16 protein-coding genes are annotated in these 20,612 nt (G+C 60.3%); 11 read left to right on the top strand and 5 right to left on the bottom strand.

Features of this window, described 5'->3' with window-relative positions:
• Positions 1–108 precede the first annotated feature (108 nt).
• Complete coding sequence (gene gspB, locus L2I46_RS24110) at positions 109–666, top strand: type II secretion system assembly factor GspB (protein ID WP_032452782.1); 558 nt, start codon at positions 109–111, stop codon at positions 664–666.
• Positions 667–705: 39 nt separating this feature from the next.
• On the opposite strand, the gene gspS is transcribed toward gspB, so the two are convergent.
• Positions 706–1,080, bottom strand: coding sequence for a type II secretion system pilot lipoprotein GspS (gene gspS / locus L2I46_RS24105; protein ID WP_023292031.1), 375 nt, complete (start codon positions 1,078–1,080; stop codon positions 706–708).
• A gap of 587 nt (positions 1,081–1,667) precedes the next feature.
• Between gspS and mrcB the strand changes: the two genes are divergently transcribed.
• From mrcB to fhuB, 5 genes are all read left to right on the top strand, one after another.
• Complete coding sequence (gene mrcB / locus L2I46_RS24100) at positions 1,668–4,229, top strand: bifunctional glycosyl transferase/transpeptidase (protein WP_032452783.1); 2,562 nt, start codon at positions 1,668–1,670, stop codon at positions 4,227–4,229.
• A gap of 234 nt (positions 4,230–4,463) precedes the next feature.
• Positions 4,464–6,671, top strand: coding sequence for a ferrichrome porin FhuA (gene fhuA / locus L2I46_RS24095; protein ID WP_032452784.1), 2,208 nt, complete (start codon positions 4,464–4,466; stop codon positions 6,669–6,671).
• A 45-nt stretch (positions 6,672–6,716) separates the two neighbouring features.
• Complete coding sequence (fhuC, locus tag L2I46_RS24090; RefSeq protein WP_236948282.1) at positions 6,717–7,514, top strand: Fe3+-hydroxamate ABC transporter ATP-binding protein FhuC; 798 nt, start codon at positions 6,717–6,719, stop codon at positions 7,512–7,514.
• Positions 7,514–8,404, top strand: a complete 891-nt coding sequence (gene fhuD / locus L2I46_RS24085; RefSeq protein WP_032452786.1) for a Fe(3+)-hydroxamate ABC transporter substrate-binding protein FhuD — start codon at positions 7,514–7,516, stop codon at positions 8,402–8,404. Before fhuC ends, fhuD begins: the two co-directional genes overlap by 1 nt.
• The gene (gene fhuB / locus L2I46_RS24080; protein WP_032452787.1) at positions 8,401–10,383 is read left to right on the top strand and encodes a Fe(3+)-hydroxamate ABC transporter permease FhuB; all 1,983 of its coding nucleotides are present in this window, start codon (positions 8,401–8,403) and stop codon (positions 10,381–10,383) included. Before fhuD ends, fhuB begins: the two co-directional genes overlap by 4 nt.
• A 136-nt stretch (positions 10,384–10,519) precedes the next feature.
• On the opposite strand, the gene hemL is transcribed toward fhuB, so the two are convergent.
• Positions 10,520–11,800 (bottom strand): glutamate-1-semialdehyde 2,1-aminomutase, encoded by a 1,281-nt coding sequence (gene hemL / locus L2I46_RS24075; RefSeq protein ID WP_017900647.1) that lies wholly within the window; start codon positions 11,798–11,800, stop codon positions 10,520–10,522.
• A 180-nt stretch (positions 11,801–11,980) separates the two neighbouring features.
• Here hemL and clcA point away from each other — a divergent pair, with 180 nt between their 5' ends.
• Both clcA and erpA read left to right on the top strand, forming a co-directional pair.
• Positions 11,981–13,399 (top strand): H(+)/Cl(-) exchange transporter ClcA, encoded by a 1,419-nt coding sequence (clcA, locus tag L2I46_RS24070; RefSeq protein WP_032429103.1) that lies wholly within the window; start codon positions 11,981–11,983, stop codon positions 13,397–13,399.
• An 81-nt stretch (positions 13,400–13,480) separates the two neighbouring features.
• A complete protein-coding gene (gene erpA, locus L2I46_RS24065) occupies positions 13,481–13,825 on the top strand; it encodes an iron-sulfur cluster insertion protein ErpA (RefSeq protein WP_002889275.1) in 345 nt (114 codons plus the stop codon).
• 82 nt (positions 13,826–13,907) lie between these two features.
• On the opposite strand, the gene L2I46_RS24060 is transcribed toward erpA, so the two are convergent.
• Genes L2I46_RS24060 through mtnN form a run of 3 tightly spaced genes read right to left on the bottom strand, consistent with a single transcriptional unit; the run spans position 13,908 to position 16,062 of the window.
• On the bottom strand, positions 13,908–14,534 hold the full coding sequence (locus tag L2I46_RS24060; protein ID WP_023292038.1) for a TRIC cation channel family protein: 627 nt from the start codon (positions 14,532–14,534) through the stop codon (positions 13,908–13,910).
• A gap of 36 nt (positions 14,535–14,570) precedes the next feature.
• Positions 14,571–15,371 (bottom strand): vitamin B12 ABC transporter substrate-binding protein BtuF, encoded by an 801-nt coding sequence (gene btuF, locus L2I46_RS24055; RefSeq protein WP_236948281.1) that lies wholly within the window; start codon positions 15,369–15,371, stop codon positions 14,571–14,573.
• Positions 15,364–16,062 carry a 5'-methylthioadenosine/S-adenosylhomocysteine nucleosidase gene (gene mtnN, locus L2I46_RS24050; RefSeq protein ID WP_023292040.1) on the bottom strand — a complete coding sequence of 233 codons (699 nt, stop codon included), beginning with the start codon at positions 16,060–16,062 and terminating at the stop codon, positions 15,364–15,366. The genes btuF and mtnN overlap by 8 nt, the downstream gene beginning before the upstream one ends.
• Positions 16,063–16,145: 83 nt before the next feature.
• Here mtnN and dgt point away from each other — a divergent pair, with 83 nt between their 5' ends.
• From dgt to cdaR, 3 genes are all read left to right on the top strand, one after another.
• The gene (gene dgt / locus L2I46_RS24045) at positions 16,146–17,660 is read left to right on the top strand and encodes a dGTPase (RefSeq protein WP_023292041.1); all 1,515 of its coding nucleotides are present in this window, start codon (positions 16,146–16,148) and stop codon (positions 17,658–17,660) included.
• A 134-nt stretch (positions 17,661–17,794) separates the two neighbouring features.
• Entirely contained in the window at positions 17,795–19,228 is a 1,434-nt protein-coding gene (gene degP, locus L2I46_RS24040) for a serine endoprotease DegP (protein ID WP_023292042.1), read from the top strand.
• A gap of 166 nt (positions 19,229–19,394) precedes the next feature.
• A complete protein-coding gene (gene cdaR, locus L2I46_RS24035; protein ID WP_023292043.1) occupies positions 19,395–20,552 on the top strand; it encodes a DNA-binding transcriptional regulator CdaR in 1,158 nt (385 codons plus the stop codon).
• The last annotated feature ends 60 nt before the right edge of the window (positions 20,553–20,612 follow it).

Below are 20,612 nucleotides of genomic sequence, written 5' to 3'. Positions count from 1 at the left end.
CGCGCAAGCGCAGCGCCGCCGGGCAATCCCTGAAGATTGCGCTTTGTCAGCCGTTTGGGGCGCCCGTAAGGGCGCCTTCTCGTTATCGTGAGGGAACAGGAGACCGTGGTGATTGTTCGTGATGACAGTGAAAGAGGGATCCCCCCGCTGGTGGCGCATCAGCCGCCTTCCGCGCAGGCGGACGCGCCGGTGATCCTCGGCCGGATGGTGCAGATCCCAGGCTGGATTATCCCGCTGTACGCCGGATTATTATTCGCGCTCGGCTGGTTTGGCGGCGAGCAGTGGCGTCATCCGGCACCGCCGCAAACGCTGTCCTTGCCGGTGGCGCATGCGGCGCTTCTGCCGTTAACCGCTGCCGGAGAGGCCGCGTCAAAGACGCCGCCGCCGGCGACAAAACCCAGCGCGCCCGCCGCGCCGGTGGTGGACAGCGATACGTTGCCGCCTCTGCGCTATAGCGCGCATGTCTACGCCTCGTTAGCGGAAAAGCGCAGCATTGTGTTAAATGGCAAAGCGTGGACGGAGGGCGACTCCCCGCTGCCCAATCTGGTGGTAGAGCAGATCCAACAGGATGTGACGATCTTTAGCTTCAACGGCACGACCTTTACCCTCGCGGCGCTGGAGGACTGGCCCGGCGGGAAAATTGACGAGGAGCCGAAAGGCGAATAAGGGGCACGCGCAATAAAATGCGCGTTGAAGATATTTTGTTTAGTCGCCGCGCAGGCTGGCAATAAAGGGAGCAAGCTGGCGATTAAATTGACTGCACTGCGCGGCTTCCGGGGTGCTGTCCTGTAAAAGCTGTTGGTAAAGCCGGTCGCTATTTTGGCTTAACGTTGCCGGGTCAATATTTCCCCAGCCGCGCGCTTTGCCGACATTCACCGCCGCGCGATAAATAGCTTCATCGGCGGGCAGATCGCTACGATTACATTTATTCTTGAGATAGCGCGTTCCTGCCGCCACGGACGAGAGCTGCTCGAGCTGCGCCTGGCTACTGATGGCCGGACTGAGCGTTGAGGCGGGTTTCTGTTGGCAGCCAGAGAGCACGGCCACCACGCAAAGCGGAAATATAAGCGGAATGCGCATAGTAGAGTAATCAAAATAATGAATCACTGGCCGCTAGTTTAACAAATATTTCCCTGGTGTCATCATAAAATATGATTCTGCATAAATGTTAACAGGCTCTCATTTTTATTGGCTCAAACTCGATTAATCCCCTTTACTTCTTTCAGTAATAAACATTGGCGGCCGGAAAATATATTTTCTGCGGCAGATGATGTCGCCGCATTTGGCGTCAGGGCGAGCGTTATTTTTTATGTTATTAAAAAACATACTCTTTCCCATCTTGTTACGTGAGTACGAGGTAAAATGCTGGTTAAGAATGTCGCATTTTAGTGCTATCCTGTATGCCCTGAACATTACGTGCTATGTTCTGACTCATTCTGCCAGTGATGCGTTTAACACAATGATTTTATGGTGAATTTTTATTGTTAGTATCATGTGAAACGAAGCAAACCAACCCTTTGAAAGGTGGGCGGCGCATTCTGCCCGCCAGCAGGTTGTCGTCCCGAGGGTAAGCAGCCAGGACGTTAATTTGAGAGATTTCTTCTTCCTCTGAACAGGGGAAGTATTGAGAATCAGGCCTTTGCGCCTGAACGTTGCGGAGAAAAAGCATGGCGGGAGATGACCGCGAGCCTATCGGACGTAAGGGAAGACCCTCACGTCCGACAAAACAGAAAGTCACCCGTCGCCGGGTCCGGGAAGAGGACTACGACGACGAGTATGATGACGATGATTATGAGGATGAGAAACCGGTGCCGAGAAAAGGCAAAGGCAAAGGTGGCAAGCCTCGTCGTAAGCGCAGCTGGCTGTGGCTGCTGGTCAAGCTGGGGATTGTCTTCGCGGTGCTGATTGCCGCCTATGGCGTCTACCTCGACCAGAAAATCCGCAGCCGCATTGACGGTAAAGTCTGGGAGCTGCCGGCCGCGGTCTATGGCCGAATGGTGAACCTTGAGCCGGACATGCAGATCAGCAAAAACGAGATGGTGCGTCTGCTGAACGCCACCCAGTATCGTCAGGTCAGCGCGATGACGCGTCCCGGCGAATATACGGTGCAGGCCAACAGCATCGAGATGATCCGCCGTCCGTTCGATTTCCCGGACAGTAAAGAAGGGCAGGTGCGCGCGCGTCTGACCTTCGACGGCGACCATCTGGAAACCATCGAGAATATGGATAACAACCGCCAGTTCGGTTTCTTCCGCCTCGATCCGCGGCTTATCACCATGCTGCAGTCGCCGAACGGCGAGCAGCGTCTGTTCGTGAAGCGCAGCGGCTTCCCCGACCTGCTGGTGGATACGCTGCTGGCGACCGAAGACCGCCACTTCTACGAGCACGATGGTATCAGCCTCTATTCCATCGGCCGTGCGGTGCTGGCGAACCTGACGGCAGGCCGGACGGTGCAGGGGGCAAGTACCCTGACCCAGCAGCTGGTGAAAAACCTGTTCCTCTCCAGCGAACGCTCCTACTGGCGTAAAGCCAACGAAGCGTACATGGCGCTGATCGTCGACGCCCGCTACAGCAAGGATCGTATCCTTGAGCTGTATATGAACGAGGTGTACCTCGGTCAGAGCGGCGATAACGAAATTCGCGGCTTCCCGCTGGCCAGCCTGTACTACTTTGGCCGTCCGGTGGAAGAGCTGAGCCTCGACCAGCAGGCGCTGCTGGTGGGGATGGTGAAAGGGGCCTCGGTCTATAACCCGTGGCGCAACCCGAAACTGGCCCTTGAGCGACGCAATCTGGTGCTGCGTCTGCTGCAGCAGCAGCAGGTCATCGACCAGGAGCTGTACGACATGCTGAGCGCGCGTCCGCTGGGCGTGCAGCCGCGCGGCGGGGTGATTTCACCACAGCCGGCGTTTATGCAGATGGTGCGTCAGGAGCTGCAGGCGAAGCTGGGCGATAAAGTGAAAGATCTCTCCGGCGTGAAGATCTTCACGACCTTCGACTCGGTGGCGCAGGATGCCGCGGAAAAAGCGGCCACTGAAGGGATCCCGGTACTGAAGAAACAGCGCAAGCTGGCAGATCTGGAAACCGCCATGGTGGTGGTGGACCGCTTTACCGGTGAAGTGCGGGCGATGGTCGGCGGCGCGGAGCCGCAGTTCGCCGGCTACAACCGTGCGATGCAGGCCCGCCGGTCGATTGGTTCTCTGGCCAAGCCGGCGACCTATCTGACCGCGCTGAGCCAGCCGAACCAGTATCGCCTGAATACGTGGATCGCCGATGCGCCAGTGACCATTCGCCTGTCCAACGGCCAGACCTGGTCGCCGCAGAACGACGATCGTCGCTTCAGCGGCCAGGTGATGCTGGTGGATGCCCTGACCCGTTCGATGAACGTGCCGACGGTTAACCTCGGGATGGCGCTGGGCTTGCCGGCGGTGGTCGATACCTGGACCAAACTGGGGGCGCCGAAGAATCAGCTCAACGCCGTGCCGGCGATGCTGCTTGGCGCGCTGAACCTGACGCCAATTGAAGTGGCCCAGGCCTTCCAGACCATCGCCAGCGGCGGCAACCGTGCGCCACTCTCCGCCCTGCGGTCAGTGATTGCGGAAGATGGCACGGTGCTGTATCAGAGCTACCCGCAGGCGGAGCGCGCGGTGCCTGCCCAGGCGGCCTACATGACGCTGTGGACCATGCAGCAGGTGGTGCAGCGCGGGACGGGGCGTCAGCTGGGCGCGAAGTATCCGGGCCTCCATCTGGCGGGGAAAACCGGGACCACCAACAATAACGTCGATACCTGGTTTGCCGGGATCGACGGTAGCCAGGTGACCATCACCTGGGTGGGTCGCGATAATAACCAGCCAACCAAACTGTACGGCGCCAGCGGTGCGATGTCGATTTACCAGCGTTATCTGGCGAACCAGACGCCAACGCCGCTGGTGCTGACGGCGCCTGAAGACGTGGTCGACATGGGCGTGGACAGCAACGGCAACTTCGTCTGCAGCGGCGGTATGCGTTCGCTGCCGGTGTGGACGACGCAGCCGGATGCGCTGTGCCGCCAGGGCGAGATGATGCAGCAGCAGCAGTTGCAGCAGCAGGAAGCGAACAACCCGTTCAATCAGTCCGGGCAGCAGCCTCAGCAGCAACAGCAACAGCAGCAGCAGCAACAGCAGCCGCCGAAGCAGCAGGAGAAGAGCGACGGCGTCGCGGGCTGGATCAAGGATATGTTCGGCAGTAACTGATTTAAGCCCTAAGACCAGACCCCTTAAGACGAAAGTATTAAGGGGTTTTTTTATGCCTGTAAAAAAGTTAACGGCTCTTTAACTCCATAATAACTATCTGGTTATTAATTCAGCCTTCAACCCGCAGCGACAGGCATATCGCTTGCCTTGCCTTCAACGTTTCGCCTATTATATCGCCCGTCATAATAATAATTCTCGTTTACGTTATCATTCACTTTCATCAGAGATATATCCATGGCGCGTCCAAAAACTGCTCAGCCAAACCACTCGCTGCGTAAAGTCGCAGCTGTAGTAGCCACGGCGGTTAGCGGCATGTCTGTCTACGCACAGGCAGCAGAACAACCGAAGCAAGAAGAAACCATTACCGTCGTTGCCGCCCCGGCCGCCCAGGAAAGCGCCTGGGGACCGGCGCCGACCATCGCGGCGAAACGTTCCGCCACGGCGACGAAAACCGATACCCCGATTGAAAAAACGCCGCAGTCTGTGTCGGTGGTGACGCGCCAGGAGATGGAGATGCGCCAGCCGACGACGGTAAAAGAGGCGCTCTCCTATACGCCAAGCGTCTTCTCCACCCGCGGCAGTTCGACCACCTATGACGTGGTCACCATTCGCGGCTTCACCACCTCGACGACCGTCAACACCAACCAGTATCTGGACGGCATGAAGCTGCAGGGGAATAACTACTCTGAAGTCTCCATGGATCCTTACTTCCTGGAGCGCGTGGAAGTGATGCGCGGGCCAACCTCGGTGCTGTACGGCAACAGCAACCCGGGCGGTATCGTCAGCATGGTCAGCAAACGCCCGACCACCGAGCCGCTGAAAGAAGTGCAGTTTAAGATGGGCACCGACAATCTGTGGCAGACCGGGTTTGACTTCAGCGACGCCATTGATGATGCCGGCGTCTGGTCCTACCGCCTGACCGGCCTGGGCCGCAGCCAGGATGCCCAGCAGCAGATGGCGAAATCGACCCGCTACGCGGTGGCGCCCTCCTTTAGCTGGCGTCCGGATGATAAAACCGACTTCACCTTCCTGAGCAACTTCCAGAATGATCCGGATGCGGGCTACTACGGCTGGCTGCCGCGCGAAGGCACCGTGGTGCCGTATTACGACGCCAACGGTAAGGCGCACAAGCTGCCGACCGATTTCAACGAAGGCGAGGCGGATAATAAGATCTCCCGCCGCCAGAAGATGGTGGGCTACAGCTTCTCCCATCAGTTCGATGACACCTTTACCGTGCGGCAGAACCTGCGCTATGCCGATGTGCATACGCTCTATCGTTCGGTGTACGGCAACGGCTATGTCGCGCCGGGCTACATGAATCGCGCCTATGTACGCTCCGACGAGCACCTGAACACCTTCACCGTCGATACTCAGCTGCAGTCTGATTTCGCCACCGGCGCGGTTAGCCATACCCTGCTGACCGGCGTGGACTACTCGCGGATGCGTAACGATGTGGATGCCGACTACGGGACGGCGGATCCCATCAGCATGAACAATCCGCAGTACGGCAACCCGAATATTCAGGTCACCTTCCCGTACGCGGTGCTCAACCGGATGGAGCAGACTGGCCTGTACGCGCAGGATCAGATGGAGTGGGATAAATGGGTGATGACCCTGGGCGGCCGTTACGATTACGCCACGACCTCAACGTTAACCCGCGCCACCAACAGCCTGGCGGAGAACCACGACCAGCAGTTCAGCTGGCGCGGCGGCATCAACTACCTGTTCGATAACGGTATCTCTCCGTACTTCAGCTACAGCGAATCGTTTGAACCGGTATCGGGCGCCAGCAGCAGCGGTAAGCCGTTCGATCCGTCGCGCGGTAAGCAGTATGAAGCCGGCGTGAAATATGTGCCGAAAGATATGCCGGTGGTGGTCACCGCGGCGGTCTATCAGCTGACCAAAGACAAGAACCTGACGGCGGATCCGGCTAACCAGGCGTTCAGCATCCAGACCGGCGAAATCCGCTCCCGCGGCCTTGAGCTGGAGGCGAAGGCGGCGGTGAACGCCAATATTAACGTCACCGCAGCCTACAGCTACACCGATGCGGAGTACACTCACGATACGGTGTTCAACGGCAAACGTCCGGCGGAAGTGCCGCGTAACATGGCCTCCCTGTGGGCGGATTATACCTTCCACGAAACCGCGCTGAGCGGTCTGACGATTGGGGCCGGGGCGCGCTATATCGGTTCAACGGTCAGCTACTACAAAAATGACACCAGCACCGGTAAGAAAAATGATGCCTTTAGTGTGGCCGGTTATGCGCTGATGGATGCGACGGTGAAATACGATCTGGCGCGCTTTGGCCTGCCGGGCTCGTCGGTCGGCGTCAACGTCAACAACCTGTTCGACCGCGAATATGTCTCCAGTTGCTACAGCGAATACGCCTGCTACTGGGGGGCCGGACGTCAGGTCGTCGCCACCGCCACCTTCCGTTTCTAACCACCTACGGGCGCGGTTCGCCGCGCCCTTTATCAGGTTATCGCTATGCAGGAACAGACTCCGCACGCAGAAACCACCTTCGCGCTGGATCGCGTCACTTTCCGTGTGCCTGGCCGCACGTTGCTCCATCCGCTCTCGCTCACCTTCCCGGCCGGAAAAGTCACAGGCCTGATCGGCCATAATGGCTCCGGCAAGTCGACGTTACTGAAAATGCTTGGCCGCCATCAGCCGCCTTCCGCAGGCGATGTGCTGCTGGACGGCCAGCCGCTGGAGAACTGGGGCAGCAAAGCCTTTGCCCGCAAAGTGGCCTATCTGCCGCAGCAGCTGCCGCCGGCCGAAGGTATGACGGTGCGCGAGCTGGTGGCGATCGGCCGCTATCCGTGGCACGGCGCGCTGGGTCGCTTTGGCGCGGCGGACCGCGAGAAAGTGGAAGAGGCGATTGCGCTGGTAGGGCTGAAGCCGCTCGCCCATCGTCTGGTGGACAGCCTCTCCGGCGGCGAACGTCAGCGGGCGTGGATCGCCATGCTGGTGGCGCAGGATAGCCGCTGTCTGCTGCTCGATGAACCCACCTCGGCGCTGGATATCGCCCATCAGGTTGATGTCCTCGCGCTGGTGCATCGTCTCAGCCAGCAGCGCGGCCTGACGGTGATCGCCGTCCTGCACGACGTTAATATGGCGGCCCGCTACTGCGACTATCTGGTGGCCCTGCGCGGCGGGGAAATGATCGCCCAGGGGACGCCGGCGGAACTGATGCGCAGCGACACCCTGGAACAAATCTACGGCATCCCGATGGGGATCCTGCCGCACCCGGCCGGCGCGGCGCCGGTAAGCTTTGTCTATTAATGATGACCCCGACTCAGATAACCCGACGTCGCCTGCTGACCGCGATGGCGCTCTCGCCGCTGCTGTGGCAGATGCGCGGCGCGCAGGCGGCGAACGTTGACCCGCAGCGTGTGGTCGCCCTGGAGTGGCTGCCGGCGGAGCTGCTGCTGGCGCTGGGCGTCACGCCTTACGGCGTGGCCGATATCCCTAACTATCGCCTGTGGGTGAACGAGCCCGCGCTGCCCGACTCGGTGATCGATGTCGGTCTGCGCACTGAACCCAATCTTGAGCTGCTGACGCAGATGAAACCGTCGTTTATCGTCTGGTCAGCAGGCTACGGCCCGTCGCCGGAGAAGCTGGCGCGTATCGCCCCCGGCCGCGGATTCACCTTTAGCGACGGCAAACGCCCGCTGGCGATGGCTCAGCGCTCGCTGCTGGAGATGGCTGACCTGCTGGGCAAACCGCAGCAGGCTCAGCGCCACCTGGCGGAGTTTGAGGCGCTGATGGCGAGCCTGAAGCCGCGTTTTGCCGGGCGCGGCGACCGTCCGCTGCTGATGATCTCCCTGCTCGATCCGCGCCACGTTCTGGTGTTTGGCGAAAACTGCCTGTTCCAGGAGGTGCTTGACCGCTTTGGTATTAAAAACGCCTGGCGCGGCGAAGCGGCGTTCTGGGGCAGCGTCAGCGTTGGCATCGACCGGCTGGCGGCGTTTAACGAGGCCGATGTGATCTGTTTTGATCATGGTAACGAGCGGGAGATGACCCAGCTGCTGGCGACCCCGCTGTGGCAGGCGATGCCTTTCGTGCGCGCGGGACGCTTCCAGCGCGTTCCGGCGGTGTGGTTCTATGGCGCGACGCTGTCGGCGATGCATTTTGCCCGCGTGCTGGCCGAGGCCCAGGGGAGTCCGGCATGAATACGCGTATTTCACCGTTAGCCAGTATCCTGCTGGCCGCGCTGCTGGTCGCCGCCTTCGCGTTGAGTATCGTCAATCTCAATGTCGCCTTGCCCTATGCGCAATGGCGGCAGGCGCTGCGGCAGCCGGATAGCGATCAGATTGCCCAGATGCTGTTTCATTACAGCCTGCTGCCGCGGGTGGCCGTTTCACTGCTGGTGGGGGCCGGGCTGGGACTGGTCGGCGTACTGTTCCAGCAGGTGCTGCGCAATCCGCTGGCGGAGCCGACCACCCTTGGCGTCGCCACCGGCGCGCAGCTGGGGATAACGGTCACCACGCTGTGGGCCATCCCCGGCGTGCTGGCGTCGCAGTTTGCCGCGCTGGCCGGGGCCTGTCTGGTGGGGGCGCTGGTGTTTGGCGTCTCCTGGGGCAAGCGTCTGTCGCCGGTAACGCTGATCCTGGCGGGCCTGGTGGTCAGCCTCTACTGCGGGGCGCTTAACCAGCTGATGGTGATTTTCCATCACGACCAGCTGCAGAGCATGTTCCTGTGGAGCACCGGGACGCTGACGCAAACCGACTGGAGCGTGGCGCAGCGCCTGTGGCCGCAGCTGCTGGGCGGGGCGATACTCACCCTGCTGCTGCTGCGTCCGCTGACTCTGATGGGGCTCGATGACGGGGTGGCGCGCAACCTGGGGCTGGCGCTGTCTCTGGCGCGCCTCGGCGCCCTGACGCTGGCGATCGTGCTGAGCGCGCTGCTGGTCAACGCGGTCGGGATTATCGGCTTTATCGGCCTGTTCGCGCCGCTGCTGGCGAAAATGCTCGGCGCCCGTCGACTGCTGGCCCGGCTGCTGCTGGCGGCGCTGATCGGCGCGCTGCTCCTGTGGCTTTCCGATCAGGTGATCCTCTGGCTGAGCCGGGTATGGCGGGAAGTCTCCACCGGCTCGGTCACCGCCCTGATTGGCGCGCCCCTGCTGCTGTGGCTGCTGCCGCGGCTGCGCAGCATCAGCGCCCCGGTGATGAACGGCGGCGATAATGTGCAGCCTGAGCGCTATCACGTGCAATGGTTTGTTCTCGGGGGCGTCGCGTTGCTGCTGCTGGCGATGAGCGTGGCGCTGGCCTTTGGTCGCGATGCCCACGGCTGGCTGTGGGCTCACGGCGATCTGCTGGAGCAACTGCTGCCCTGGCGCTGGCCGCGGGTGCTGTCGGCGCTGTTCGCCGGGGTGATGCTGGCGGTCGCCGGCTGTATTATCCAGCGCCTGACCGGCAACCCGATGGCCAGCCCGGAAGTGCTGGGCATCAGCTCCGGCGCCGCCTTTGGCGTAGTGCTGATGCTGTTCTTCGTGCCTGGCGACGCCTTTGGCTGGCTGCTGCCGGCCGGGAGCCTTGGCGCGGCGGCCACTTTGCTGATCATTATGCTGGCCGCCGGGCGGGGCGGTTTCTCGCCGCATCGGATGCTGCTGGCGGGGATGGCGCTCAGTACCGCCTTCACTATGCTGCTGATGATGCTGCAGGCCAGCGGCGATCCGCGCATGGCGCAGATCCTGACGTGGATCTCGGGGTCGACCTACAGCGCGACGCCGGAGAGGGTGGTACGCAGCGGCGCGGTGATGCTGGTCCTGCTGGCGCTGTCGCCGCTCTGTCGCCGCTGGTTAACCATCCTGCCGCTGGGCGGGGAGGCGGCGCGGGCGGTGGGCATGGCGCTGACGTCATCGCGGATTGTTCTGCTGCTGCTGGCGGCCTGCCTGACGGCGGCGGCGACGCTGACCATCGGCCCGCTGAGCTTCGTCGGGCTGATGGCGCCGCATATTGCGCGCATGATGGGCTTCCGACGAACGCTGCCGCATATGGTGATCTCCGGACTGACTGGCGGGCTGCTGCTGGTCTTCGCCGACTGGTGCGGACGGATGATCATGTTCCCGTACCAGATCCCGGCGGGGCTGCTGTCGACCTTTATCGGCGCGCCGTACTTTATCTATTTGCTGAGGAAACAGAGCCGCTAACGATCCCGGATGGCCTCAACATCCCCGGTGGCGCTATCGCTTACCGGGGCTACAGCGCTGTGCGATTTGGTAGCCCGGATAAGGCGCAATGCGCCGCATCCGGGAAAATCCCTGCGTCACCAGGCATTCAAGCACCTTACAGTTTGGCAAATACCCGACGCGCGGCGTCGATGGTATTGTCGATATCTTCTTCGCTGTGGGCGACGGACATAAAGCCAGCCTCAAACGCTGACGGCGCCAGGTACACGCCTTCCTCCAGCATCAGATGGAAGAAGCGCTTGAAGCGTTCGACATCGCACTTCACCACGTCCTGATAGCAGGTGACGGTTTCGGCATCGGTAAAGAAGATGCCGAACATGCCGCCGACGTTATTGACCACCAGCGGGATCCCGGCGTCACGCGCCGCATCCAGCAGGCCTTGCGCCAGCTGGTTGGTCAGCTCGGTGAGGGTTTCATGCACGCCCGGCTGCGCCACTTCGCTTAAGCAGGCGAAGCCGGCGGCCATGGCGATCGGGTTACCGGAGAGGGTTCCGGCCTGGTAGACCGGACCGGTGGGCGCCAGCGCGTCCATCACCTCGCGACGGCCGCCGAAGGCGCCTACCGGCATCCCGCCGCCGATGATTTTCCCGAGACAGGTCAGATCCGGCTCCACGCCGTAATAAGCCTGCGCGCCCGCCAGCGCTACGCGGAAGCCGGTCATCACTTCGTCGATGATCAGCAGGGCGCCAAATTCGTCGCACAGCGCGCGCAGGCCCGGCAGGAACTCCGGCTGCGGCGGAATGCAGTTCATGTTCCCGGCGACCGGCTCGACGATGATGCAGGCGATATCCTGCGGATACTGCTCGAACGCCGCGCGCACGGAGGCGAGGTCGTTATAGGTGCAGGTCAGGGTATGTTTGGCGAAATCAGCCGGCACGCCCGGCGAGTTCGGCTGGCCGAGGGTCAGCGCGCCGGAACCGGCTTTCACCAGCAGGCAGTCGGCATGGCCGTGGTAGCAGCCTTCGAACTTGATGATCTTGTCGCGGCCGGTGAAGCCGCGCGCCAGGCGAATCGCGCTCATGGTGGCTTCGGTACCGGAGTTCACCATGCGCACCATATCCATGGTCGGCACCAGCTCGGTCACCAGCGCCGCCATTTTTACTTCCATTTCGGTCGGCGCGCCAAAGCTCAGGCCGCGGGACGCCGCCTCGATCACCGCGTTGCGGATCGCCGGATGGTTGTGGCCCAGCACCATCGGACCCCAGGAGCCGACATAATCGATATAGGCTTTCCCATCCACGTCATAGAGGTAAGCGCCATCCGCGCGTTCGATAAACAGCGGGGTGCCGCCGACGCCGGTGAAGGCGCGGACCGGCGAGTTAACGCCGCCGGGGATCAGTTCACGCGCGGCGTGGTACAGATTTTCAGATTTGCTCATGGCCAGGGTCCTGGTTCGTGAAAAATGTTTTATCGGCTATTCTAAGTTATTCCAGGATGGTTATGAAAGTTTTGCCCAATTGAAACAATGTGCCGCAAGGGCATTTTTTTGACGACGCAGCGCGCCGGGGCGGCTAAAATGCCTCTCTCTTCATTTGTATTACCAATAATTGATAATGGCATGAAAGCAGAAACTCCCTCTTTTGAAGCACATCAGTTCGTGCGGGTACGTCGCGGCGATGCGGTGCGCCGTTTGATTCAGCGCGATAAAACGCCGCTGGCGGTGCTGTTTATGGCGGCGGTGGTCGGCACGCTGGCCGGGCTGGTGGGCGTGGCGTTTGAAAAGAGCGTGAACTGGGTGCAGAACCAGCGGATCGGCGCGCTGGCGCAGGTGGCGGACCACTGGTATCTGGTCTGGCCGCTGGCGTTTATCTTGTCGGCGCTGCTGGCGATGGTCGGCTATTTCCTCGTGCGCCGCTTTGCGCCGGAGGCTGGCGGATCGGGGATCCCGGAAATCGAAGGGGCGTTGGAGGAGCTGCGGCCGGTGCGCTGGTGGCGCGTGCTGCCGGTGAAATTCATCGGCGGCATGGGGACCCTGGGCGCCGGAATGGTGCTGGGACGCGAGGGGCCGATGGTGCAGCTTGGCGGCAACATTGGACGCATGGTGCTGGATATTTTCCGCATGCGCAGTCCGGAAGCGCGGCACACGCTGCTGGCGACCGGTGCGGCGTCGGGGCTCTCAGCGGCCTTTAACGCGCCGCTGGCCGGTATCCTGTTTATCATCGAAGAGATGCGCCCGCAGTTCCGCTACAACCTGATCTCCATTAAAGCGGTATTTACCGGCGTGATCATGTCGAGCATTGTGTTTCGCATTTTCAACGGCGAGGCGGCAATTATAGAGGTGGGCAAGCTGAGCAATGCCCCGGTGAATACCCTGTGGCTGTACCTGGTGCTGGGGATGCTGTTTGGCTGCTTTGGCCCGTTGTTTAATTTTCTGGTGCTACGCACCCAGGATCTGTTCCAGCGCATTCACGGCGGCAACATCAAAAAATGGGTGTTAATTGGCGGGGTCATCGGCGGGCTTTGCGGCCTGCTGGGGCTGATGCAGCCCTCCGCGGTGGGGGGCGGCTTTAACCTGATCCCCATCGCCGCCGCCGGTAACTTCTCCGTCGGTTTGCTGCTGTTCATCTTTATTGCCCGCGTGGTGACCACGCTGATCTGCTTCTCTTCCGGCGCGCCGGGCGGCATTTTCGCCCCGATGCTGGCGCTTGGCACGCTGCTGGGCACGGCGTTCGGCATGGCGGCTATTCCGCTGTTTCCATCCTACCATCTCGATGCCGGCACCTTCGCCATCGCCGGTATGGGGGCGCTGCTCGCCGCCTCGGTGCGCGCGCCGCTGACCGGGATTGTGCTGGTGCTGGAGATGACCGATAACTATCAGCTCATTTTGCCAATGATTATTACCTGCCTTGGCGCAACACTACTGGCGCAATTCCTCGGCGGTAAGCCTTTGTATTCGACCATTCTGCAACGTACTCTGGCGAAGCAGGAGGCCGAGCAGGCGGCAAAAGCGCAGCAGGCACCCCGGGAGAATACTTGAACGATTTACCAGGGTATTAGATAATGGCTCAAAAGGTCCGGTTATTCTTTAACCGGCCGGAAGTATCAATGGGAGCAAAAAATGAGTGATGACGTAGCGTTGCCGCTGGAGTTTACCGAAGCCGCAGCCAATAAAGTAAAACACCTGATTGCGGATGAAGATAATCCGAACCTGAAACTGCGCGTGTATATCACCGGCGGCGGTTGCAGCGGTTTCCAGTATGGCTTCACCTTCGACGATCAGGTGAACGAAGGGGATATGACCATTGAGAAACAGGGTGTCGGCCTGGTGGTTGACCCGATGAGCCTGCAGTACCTGGTCGGCGGCTCTGTCGACTATACCGAAGGGCTGGAAGGTTCGCGCTTTATCGTGACCAACCCGAACGCGAAAAGCACCTGCGGCTGCGGGTCCTCGTTCAGCGTTTAAAGCGAGCGCGGCAGGGGGCTTTTTCTCGCAGCGAGAGGGCGCCAACGCTAAAAACGGTAACCTCAGGGTTACCGTTTTGCTTTTATGACCGTCCGTTATCGTCCAGGGCAAACGTCGGCAGCTTCAGATGCCAGCGGATCGCCGCCAGCCGGATCGCCAGGGTCACCACCATCCCCATCATCGCCGAATTCTCCAGCGGGAGATGGAAGGTGTCGTGCGCGGTGGCGTGGACAATGCCGCCGACAATACAGGCGGTGGCGTAGATCTCGGTGCGCAGAATCATAGGAATTTCGCGCGCCAGCACGTCGCGGATTATCCCGCCGCCAACGCCGGTCACCACGCCCATGCATACCGCTACCAGCGGGCCGCTGCCGGCGAGAAAGGCTTTATTCACGCCGATGCCGACAAACACCGCTAAACCGACGGCGTCGAGCACCGGCAGGATCCATTTCGGCAGCCGGCGCGGCTGGCGGACCAGCAGGATGGTCAGCATGCTGGTGACCATCGCCACCACCAGATCGGTGGGATCTTTGACCCAGAATACCGGGCCATTCGCCAGCGCCATGTCGCGGATGGTTCCGCCGCCCACCGCCGTCACCACGCCTAACACCAGCACGCCAAACGGGTCCATGCGTAACTTTCCGGCTAGCAGAACGCCGGAGATCGCGAAAACGGCCGTGCCAATAATATCCAGCCAATAGACAAGCATCGTTGATTCCCACTGAACATCCGCTTTACCGGATGGTTATTTTACCTGGTCGAGCGCCGCACAAAGTTGTTTGGCGGCGAGGATAATACGTGGGCTTGCGCGTTCAAACCAGTCGCTCTGTAACGCAATCAACGAAATGGTGAGCTGATGTTGCCAAAAGCGCTGCGCCTCGGCGATGCGGCTGGCGTCGCCGGTCACCACAATCGCCTGCGGCTGACGGGCCAGCACCTGTTCGCGGCTCACCTGCGGCCAGGGAACACGGCTGGCGGCAAAGATATTCTCGCCGCCGCACAGCCTCAGCACCTGATCCTGAATCGAGCCGGGGCCGCTGGTGAACAGCGGGGCGGAACCGAACTGCAGGAAGACGCGTTTCTTCGGCGCGCTGGCATAGCGCGCTTTCAGCGCATCGTATTCCTGCTGCATCGCCTGCGCCGCCTGCTGCGCTTTTTCCGGCTGCGGGCTCCACTGCGCCAGCTGACGCAGGGTGGCGATGATCTCTTCGATGGTCGAAGTCTGCACCCAGAGGACGTGGATACCCAGCGACTGCAGCTGGTTAACCTGACGTTCGGCATTACCGCCGCGCCAGGCCAGCACCAGGTCTGGCTTTAACGCTACGATGCGCTCCAGGTTCATCCCCTGCCAGCTGGCAACCTGCTCAATCGTTTTGGCCTGCGGCGGATAATCGGAATAGCTACTGACGCCGACCGGCGTGATCCCGGCGGCAAAGGCCAGTTCGGTATTGGCGGGGGAGAGGGCGATCACCCGCGGCGCGGCCAGCAGCCACGCCGGGGCGAGGAACAGCAGCGCGGCAAGCGCGAAGGAGAGCGACTTAGCCACGTGCCAGGTTCTGGACCAGATTCTCCACCATCAGGGTGGACTGTCGGGCGGCGACCGCAAGGAACTCCTCAAAGCTGAGGTGAGACTGCTGGTCGGCCACATCGGAGATGGCGCGAACCACCACGAAGGGAACCTTAAAGTTATGGCAAACGTGAGCGATAGCGGTCGCTTCCATTTCCACAGCGATCGCCTGCGGGAAATTATGGCGGATCTTCGCCAGACCGACAGAGCCGTTAATGAAGGCATCACCGCTGACGATCAGGCCGCGAACGGCATTGAGATCTAACGCGTTAATGCAGCTCTCCGCGGCGGCCACCAGTTTTTCGTCCGCTTTAAAGCCCGCCGGGCAGCCAGGCAGCTGGCCGTACTCATAACCGAAGGCGGTGACGTCGGCGTCGTGGTAGCGCGCTTCATCGGAGACGACGATATCGCCGACCTTCAGCGTCGACGCCAGGCCGCCGGCAGAGCCGGTATTAATGATCACGTCAGGCTGGCAACGCTCCAGCAGCAGGGTCGCGCCCATTGCCGCCGCCACTTTCCCGATACCAGACTTCAGCAGCGCGACGTCAACGCCGTGAAGTTGGCCGGTATAGATTTCGCTCCCGCCAATAGTGATAGTCTGGCGGTTTTCGATTTTGTCGCGCAGAAGGGTAACTTCCTCTTCCATAGCGCCAATAATGCCAATTTTCATAGATTTACTCGCGATGTGTCAGGTTTAGTTGCATAGTCTATCATGCGCTTAAGGGGAAGCGTATTGCTCGCGCGGGAGAGGCTATGGCAAAGATTGATTTTCGCAACAAGATAAACTGGCGTCGACGCTTCCGTTCGCCGCCGCGTGTCGAGACGGAGCGCGACATCCTGCGGATCTTCGAAAGCGATCGGGGACGGATCGTCAACTCGCCGGCCATCCGTCGCTTACAGCAAAAAACTCAGGTCTTCCCGCTGGAGCGCAACGCGGCGGTGCGTACCCGTCTGACCCACTCGCTGGAGGTGCAGCAGGTGGGGCGTTATATCGCCAAAGAGGTACTGAGCCGGCTGAAAGAGCAGAGGCTGCTGGAAGAGTATGGCCTGGAAGAGCTGACCGGGCCATTCGAGAGCGTCGTGGAGATGGCCTGCCTGATGCACGATATCGGCAACCCGCCGTTTGGCCATTTTGGCGAGGCGGCGATTAACGACTGGTTCCGCCAGCGTCTGGCGCCCGGCGATGCGCTCGGGCAGCCGCTGACCGACGATCGCTGTGAAGTGCAGGCATTACGCCTGCAGGAGGGGGAAACGTCGCTTAACGCGCTGCGCCGCAAAGTGCGCCAGGATCTCTGCTGCTTTGAGGGCAACGCCCAGGGCATTCGTCTGGTCCATACGCTGATGCGCATGAATCTGACCTGGGCGCAGGTCGGCTGTATTCTGAAATATACTCGTCCGGCGTGGTGGTCCGAGGCGACGCCAGCCAGCCACAGTTATTTAATGAAGAAGCCTGGCTACTATTTAGCCGAAGAGGAGTATGTGGCGCGCCTGCGTAAAGAACTGGATCTGGCGCCTTACAATCGGTTCCCATTAACCTGGATTATGGAAGCCGCGGATGACATCTCATATTGCGTCGCGGATCTCGAGGACGCGGTGGAAAAACGTATTTTCAGCGCTGAGCAGCTTTATCAGCATCTTTACGACGCCTGGGGCAGCCATGAAAAAGGATCGTTATTCTCGCAGGTGGTGGAAAATGCCTGGGAGAAATCACGAGCCAATTCCCTGAAGCAGAGCGCGGAAGATCAGTTTTTTATGTATTTGCGGGTGAACACGCTGAATAAGCTGGTGCCCTACGCGGCGCGCCGATTTATTGACAACCTGCCGGCCATCTTTACGGGCGACTTTAATCATGCGCTGCTCGAGGACGACAGCGATTGCAGTCAGCTGCTGGAGCTTTATAAAAATGTAGCTATTAAACAGGTGTTTAGCCATCCGGATGTCGAGCAGCTGGAATTGCAGGGCTACCGGGTGATCAGCGGCCTGCTGGATATCTATCAGCCGCTGCTGAAATTATCACTGGAGGATTTCAGCGAATTAGTGGCGCAGGAGCGGGTACGGCGTTTACCCATTGCCTCCCGACTGTATCAGAAACTTTCAACCCGCCACCGGCTGGCCTATGTGGAAGCGGTAAATAAGCTCGCGCGCACAGCGCCTGAATTTGCGCTGATGGAATACTATTATCGCTGCCGTCTGATTCAGGATTATATCAGCGGGATGACGGATTTATATGCGTGGGATGAATATCGACGACTGATGGCGGTGGAATAGGCTGGAGTTTTGTAAAGATGGACAATAAATTTTTACTTTTTCCAGAAACTTAATTCCGGAACTTAGCGCTATAAAATGACTCTGATAGTCACGTACACAGCAACTTTCGTTTTCTGATATTGAGATTGAAACTGATGAAAAAAACCACGTTAGCAATGAGTGCACTGGCTCTGAGTTTAGGTCTGGCATTGTCCCCGCTCTCTGCGAGCGCGGCGGAAACGGCATCTTCGGCCACTAACGCGCAGCAGATGCCAAGCCTGGCCCCGATGCTGGAGAAAGTGATGCCGTCGGTGGTGAGCATTAACGTTGAAGGTAGCACCACCGTTAATACCCCACGGATGCCGCGTAACTTCCAGCAGTTCTTTGGCGATAACTCGCCGTTCTGCCAGGATGGTTCTCCATTCCAGAGTTCGCCGTTTTGCCAGGGCGGCGGACAGGGCGGTCAGCCTGACGGCGGCCAGCAGCAGAAATTCATGGCGCTGGGTTCCGGCGTGATTATTGATGCGGCCAAAGGGTATGTGGTGACCAACAACCACGTCGTGGACAACGCCACCACGATTAAGGTCCAGCTGAGCGATGGTCGTAAGTTTGATGCCAAAGTCGTGGGTAAAGACCCGCGCTCTGATATCGCGCTGATTCAGATTCAGGATCCGAAAAACCTGACGGCAATTAAGCTTGCCGACTCTGACGCGCTGCGCGTCGGCGACTACACCGTGGCTATCGGTAACCCGTTCGGTCTGGGCGAAACCGTGACCTCCGGGATTGTTTCCGCGCTGGGTCGTAGCGGCCTGAACGTGGAAAACTACGAAAACTTTATCCAGACCGATGCGGCGATTAACCGCGGGAACTCCGGCGGCGCGCTGGTGAATCTCAACGGCGAGCTGATCGGCATCAACACCGCCATTCTGGCGCCGGACGGCGGCAACATCGGTATCGGTTTTGCTATCCCGAGCAACATGGTGAAAAACCTGACCGAACAGATGGTGAAATATGGCCAGGTGAAACGCGGCGAGCTCGGCATCATGGGCACCGAACTGAACTCTGAGCTGGCGAAAGCGATGAAAGTCGACGCCCAGCGCGGCGCCTTCGTCAGCCAGGTGATGCCGGGGTCGGCGGCCGCGAAAGCGGGCATTAAAGCCGGCGACGTGATCACCTCTCTCAACGGGAAGGCGATCAGCAGCTTCGCCGCGCTGCGTGCTCAGGTCGGCACCATGCCTATCGGCAGCAAGGTTGAGCTTGGCCTGCTGCGCGATGGCAAACCGGTGACCGTCACCGTCGAACTGCAGCAGAGCAACCAGACCCAGGTTGACTCCAGCACCATCTTCAACGGGATTGAAGGGGCGGAAATGAGCAACAAGGGTCAGGACAAAGGCGTGGTGGTCAATAATGTGAAAGCCGGCACCCCGGCGGCGCAGATTGGCCTCAAGAAAGGCGACATCATTGTCGGGGCCAACCAGCAGCCGGTGAAAAATATCGCCGATCTGCGGAAAATCTTCGACGCCAAACCGTCCGTGCTGGCGCTGAACATTCAGCGTGGCGACGCCTCTATCTACCTGCTGCTGCAGTAATCGTCAGCGCTTGATCCCAGCCCCTTCCCTCGCCGAGGGCAGGGGCTTTTTTTCGTTCTGTGACCGCTTCCACAACTCCACATATCTCATCCGGGCTTCGGGCATATGCACAATGCGGCAGGGCGACGACTCTTTTATGCTGGTGCCCTGCAAAGGGGAGGATTACATGGCTGGCTGGCATCTCGATACCAAAATGGCGCAGGATATTGTGGCGCGGACGATGCGCATCATCGATACCAACATCAACGTGATGGATGCCCGCGGGCGGATTATCGGCAGCGGCGATCGGGAAAGGATTGGTGAATTGCACGAAGGCGCGCTGCTGGTGCTTTCCCAGGGGCGGGTGGTGGATATCGACGACGCGGTGGCTCGCCATCTGCACGGGGTGCGCCAGGGCATTAACCTGCCGCTGCGCCTGGAGGGGGAGATCGTCGGGGTGATCGGCCTGACCGGCGAGCCGGAGTCGCTGCGAAAATATGGCGAGCTGGTGTGCATGACGGCAGAGATGATGCTGGAGCAGTCGCGACTGATGCATCTCCTGGCGCAGGACAGCCGTCTGCGCGAAGAGCTGGTGATGAACCTGATTCAGGCGGAAGAGCATACCCCGGCGCTGAACGAATGGGCTCAGCGATTAGGCATCGACCTGAATCAGCCGCGCGTGGTGGCGATGATTGAGGTGGACAGCGGCCAGCTCGGCGTAGACAGCGCGATGGCGGAACTACAGCAGCTGCAGAACGCGCTGACCACGCCCGATCGCCATAATCTCGTGGCCATTGTCTCGCTCACGGAAATGGTGGTGCTGAAACCGGCGCTGAACAGCTTTGGCCGCTGGGACGCCGACGATCACGTCCGGCGCGTCGAGCAGCTTATCGCCAGGATGAAAGAGAATGGCCAGCTCCGTTTCCGCGTGGCGTTGGGCAACTTCTTCACCGGCCCCGGGAGTATCGCCCGCTCTTACCGTACCGCTCGCACGACGATGATGGTGGGCAAGCAGCGGATGCCGGAGAGCCGCTGCTATTTCTATCAGGATCTGATGCTGCCGGTGCTGCTTGACAGCCTGCGCGGCGGCTGGCAGGCCAATGAGCTGGCTCGTCCGCTGGCGCGTCTCAAGGCGATGGATAACAACGGGCTGCTGCGGCGAACGCTGCAGGCGTGGTTTCGCCATAACGTGCAGCCGCTGGCGACGTCGAAGGCCCTGTTTATTCATCGCAATACGCTGGAGTACCGGTTGAATCGTATCTCGGAGCTGACGGGGCTGGATCTTGGCAGCTTTGACGACCGGCTGCTGCTGTATATCGCGCTGCAGCTGGATGAACAACGCTAAGGCGTGGAGGTAAAAAAATGCCGGGTAGCGACTCGCCATACCCGGCCTGGACGATGCATG

Origin of the sequence: Klebsiella sp. 2019SCSN059 (assembly GCF_021739525.1) — a bacterium.
GTDB classification, from domain to species: Bacteria; Pseudomonadota; Gammaproteobacteria; order Enterobacterales; family Enterobacteriaceae; genus Klebsiella; species Klebsiella quasipneumoniae.
Note: the sequence above shows the minus strand (reverse complement) of the source record. Positions and strands in the feature narration are given on the sequence as shown.

Excerpts from the sequence above, each read along its gene's own strand:
- mrcB (WP_032452783.1), top strand. The coding sequence starts at position 1,668 with ATGGCGGGAGATGACCGCGAGCCTATCGGACGTAAGGGAAGACCCTCA.
- clcA (WP_032429103.1), top strand. The coding sequence starts at position 11,981 with ATGAAAGCAGAAACTCCCTCTTTTGAAGCACATCAGTTCGTGCGGGTA.
- fhuA (WP_032452784.1), top strand. The coding sequence starts at position 4,464 with ATGGCGCGTCCAAAAACTGCTCAGCCAAACCACTCGCTGCGTAAAGTC.
- fhuB (WP_032452787.1), top strand. The coding sequence starts at position 8,401 with ATGAATACGCGTATTTCACCGTTAGCCAGTATCCTGCTGGCCGCGCTG.
- fhuC (WP_236948282.1), top strand. The coding sequence starts at position 6,717 with ATGCAGGAACAGACTCCGCACGCAGAAACCACCTTCGCGCTGGATCGC.
- cdaR (WP_023292043.1), top strand. The coding sequence starts at position 19,395 with ATGGCTGGCTGGCATCTCGATACCAAAATGGCGCAGGATATTGTGGCG.
- mtnN (WP_023292040.1), bottom strand. The coding sequence starts at position 16,062 with ATGAAAATTGGCATTATTGGCGCTATGGAAGAGGAAGTTACCCTTCTG.
- erpA (WP_002889275.1), top strand. The coding sequence starts at position 13,481 with ATGAGTGATGACGTAGCGTTGCCGCTGGAGTTTACCGAAGCCGCAGCC.
- dgt (WP_023292041.1), top strand. The coding sequence starts at position 16,146 with ATGGCAAAGATTGATTTTCGCAACAAGATAAACTGGCGTCGACGCTTC.
- hemL (WP_017900647.1), bottom strand. The coding sequence starts at position 11,800 with ATGAGCAAATCTGAAAATCTGTACCACGCCGCGCGTGAACTGATCCCC.
- gspS (WP_023292031.1), bottom strand. The coding sequence starts at position 1,080 with ATGCGCATTCCGCTTATATTTCCGCTTTGCGTGGTGGCCGTGCTCTCT.
- L2I46_RS24060 (WP_023292038.1), bottom strand. The coding sequence starts at position 14,534 with ATGCTTGTCTATTGGCTGGATATTATTGGCACGGCCGTTTTCGCGATC.
- fhuD (WP_032452786.1), top strand. The coding sequence starts at position 7,514 with ATGATGACCCCGACTCAGATAACCCGACGTCGCCTGCTGACCGCGATG.
- degP (WP_023292042.1), top strand. The coding sequence starts at position 17,795 with ATGAAAAAAACCACGTTAGCAATGAGTGCACTGGCTCTGAGTTTAGGT.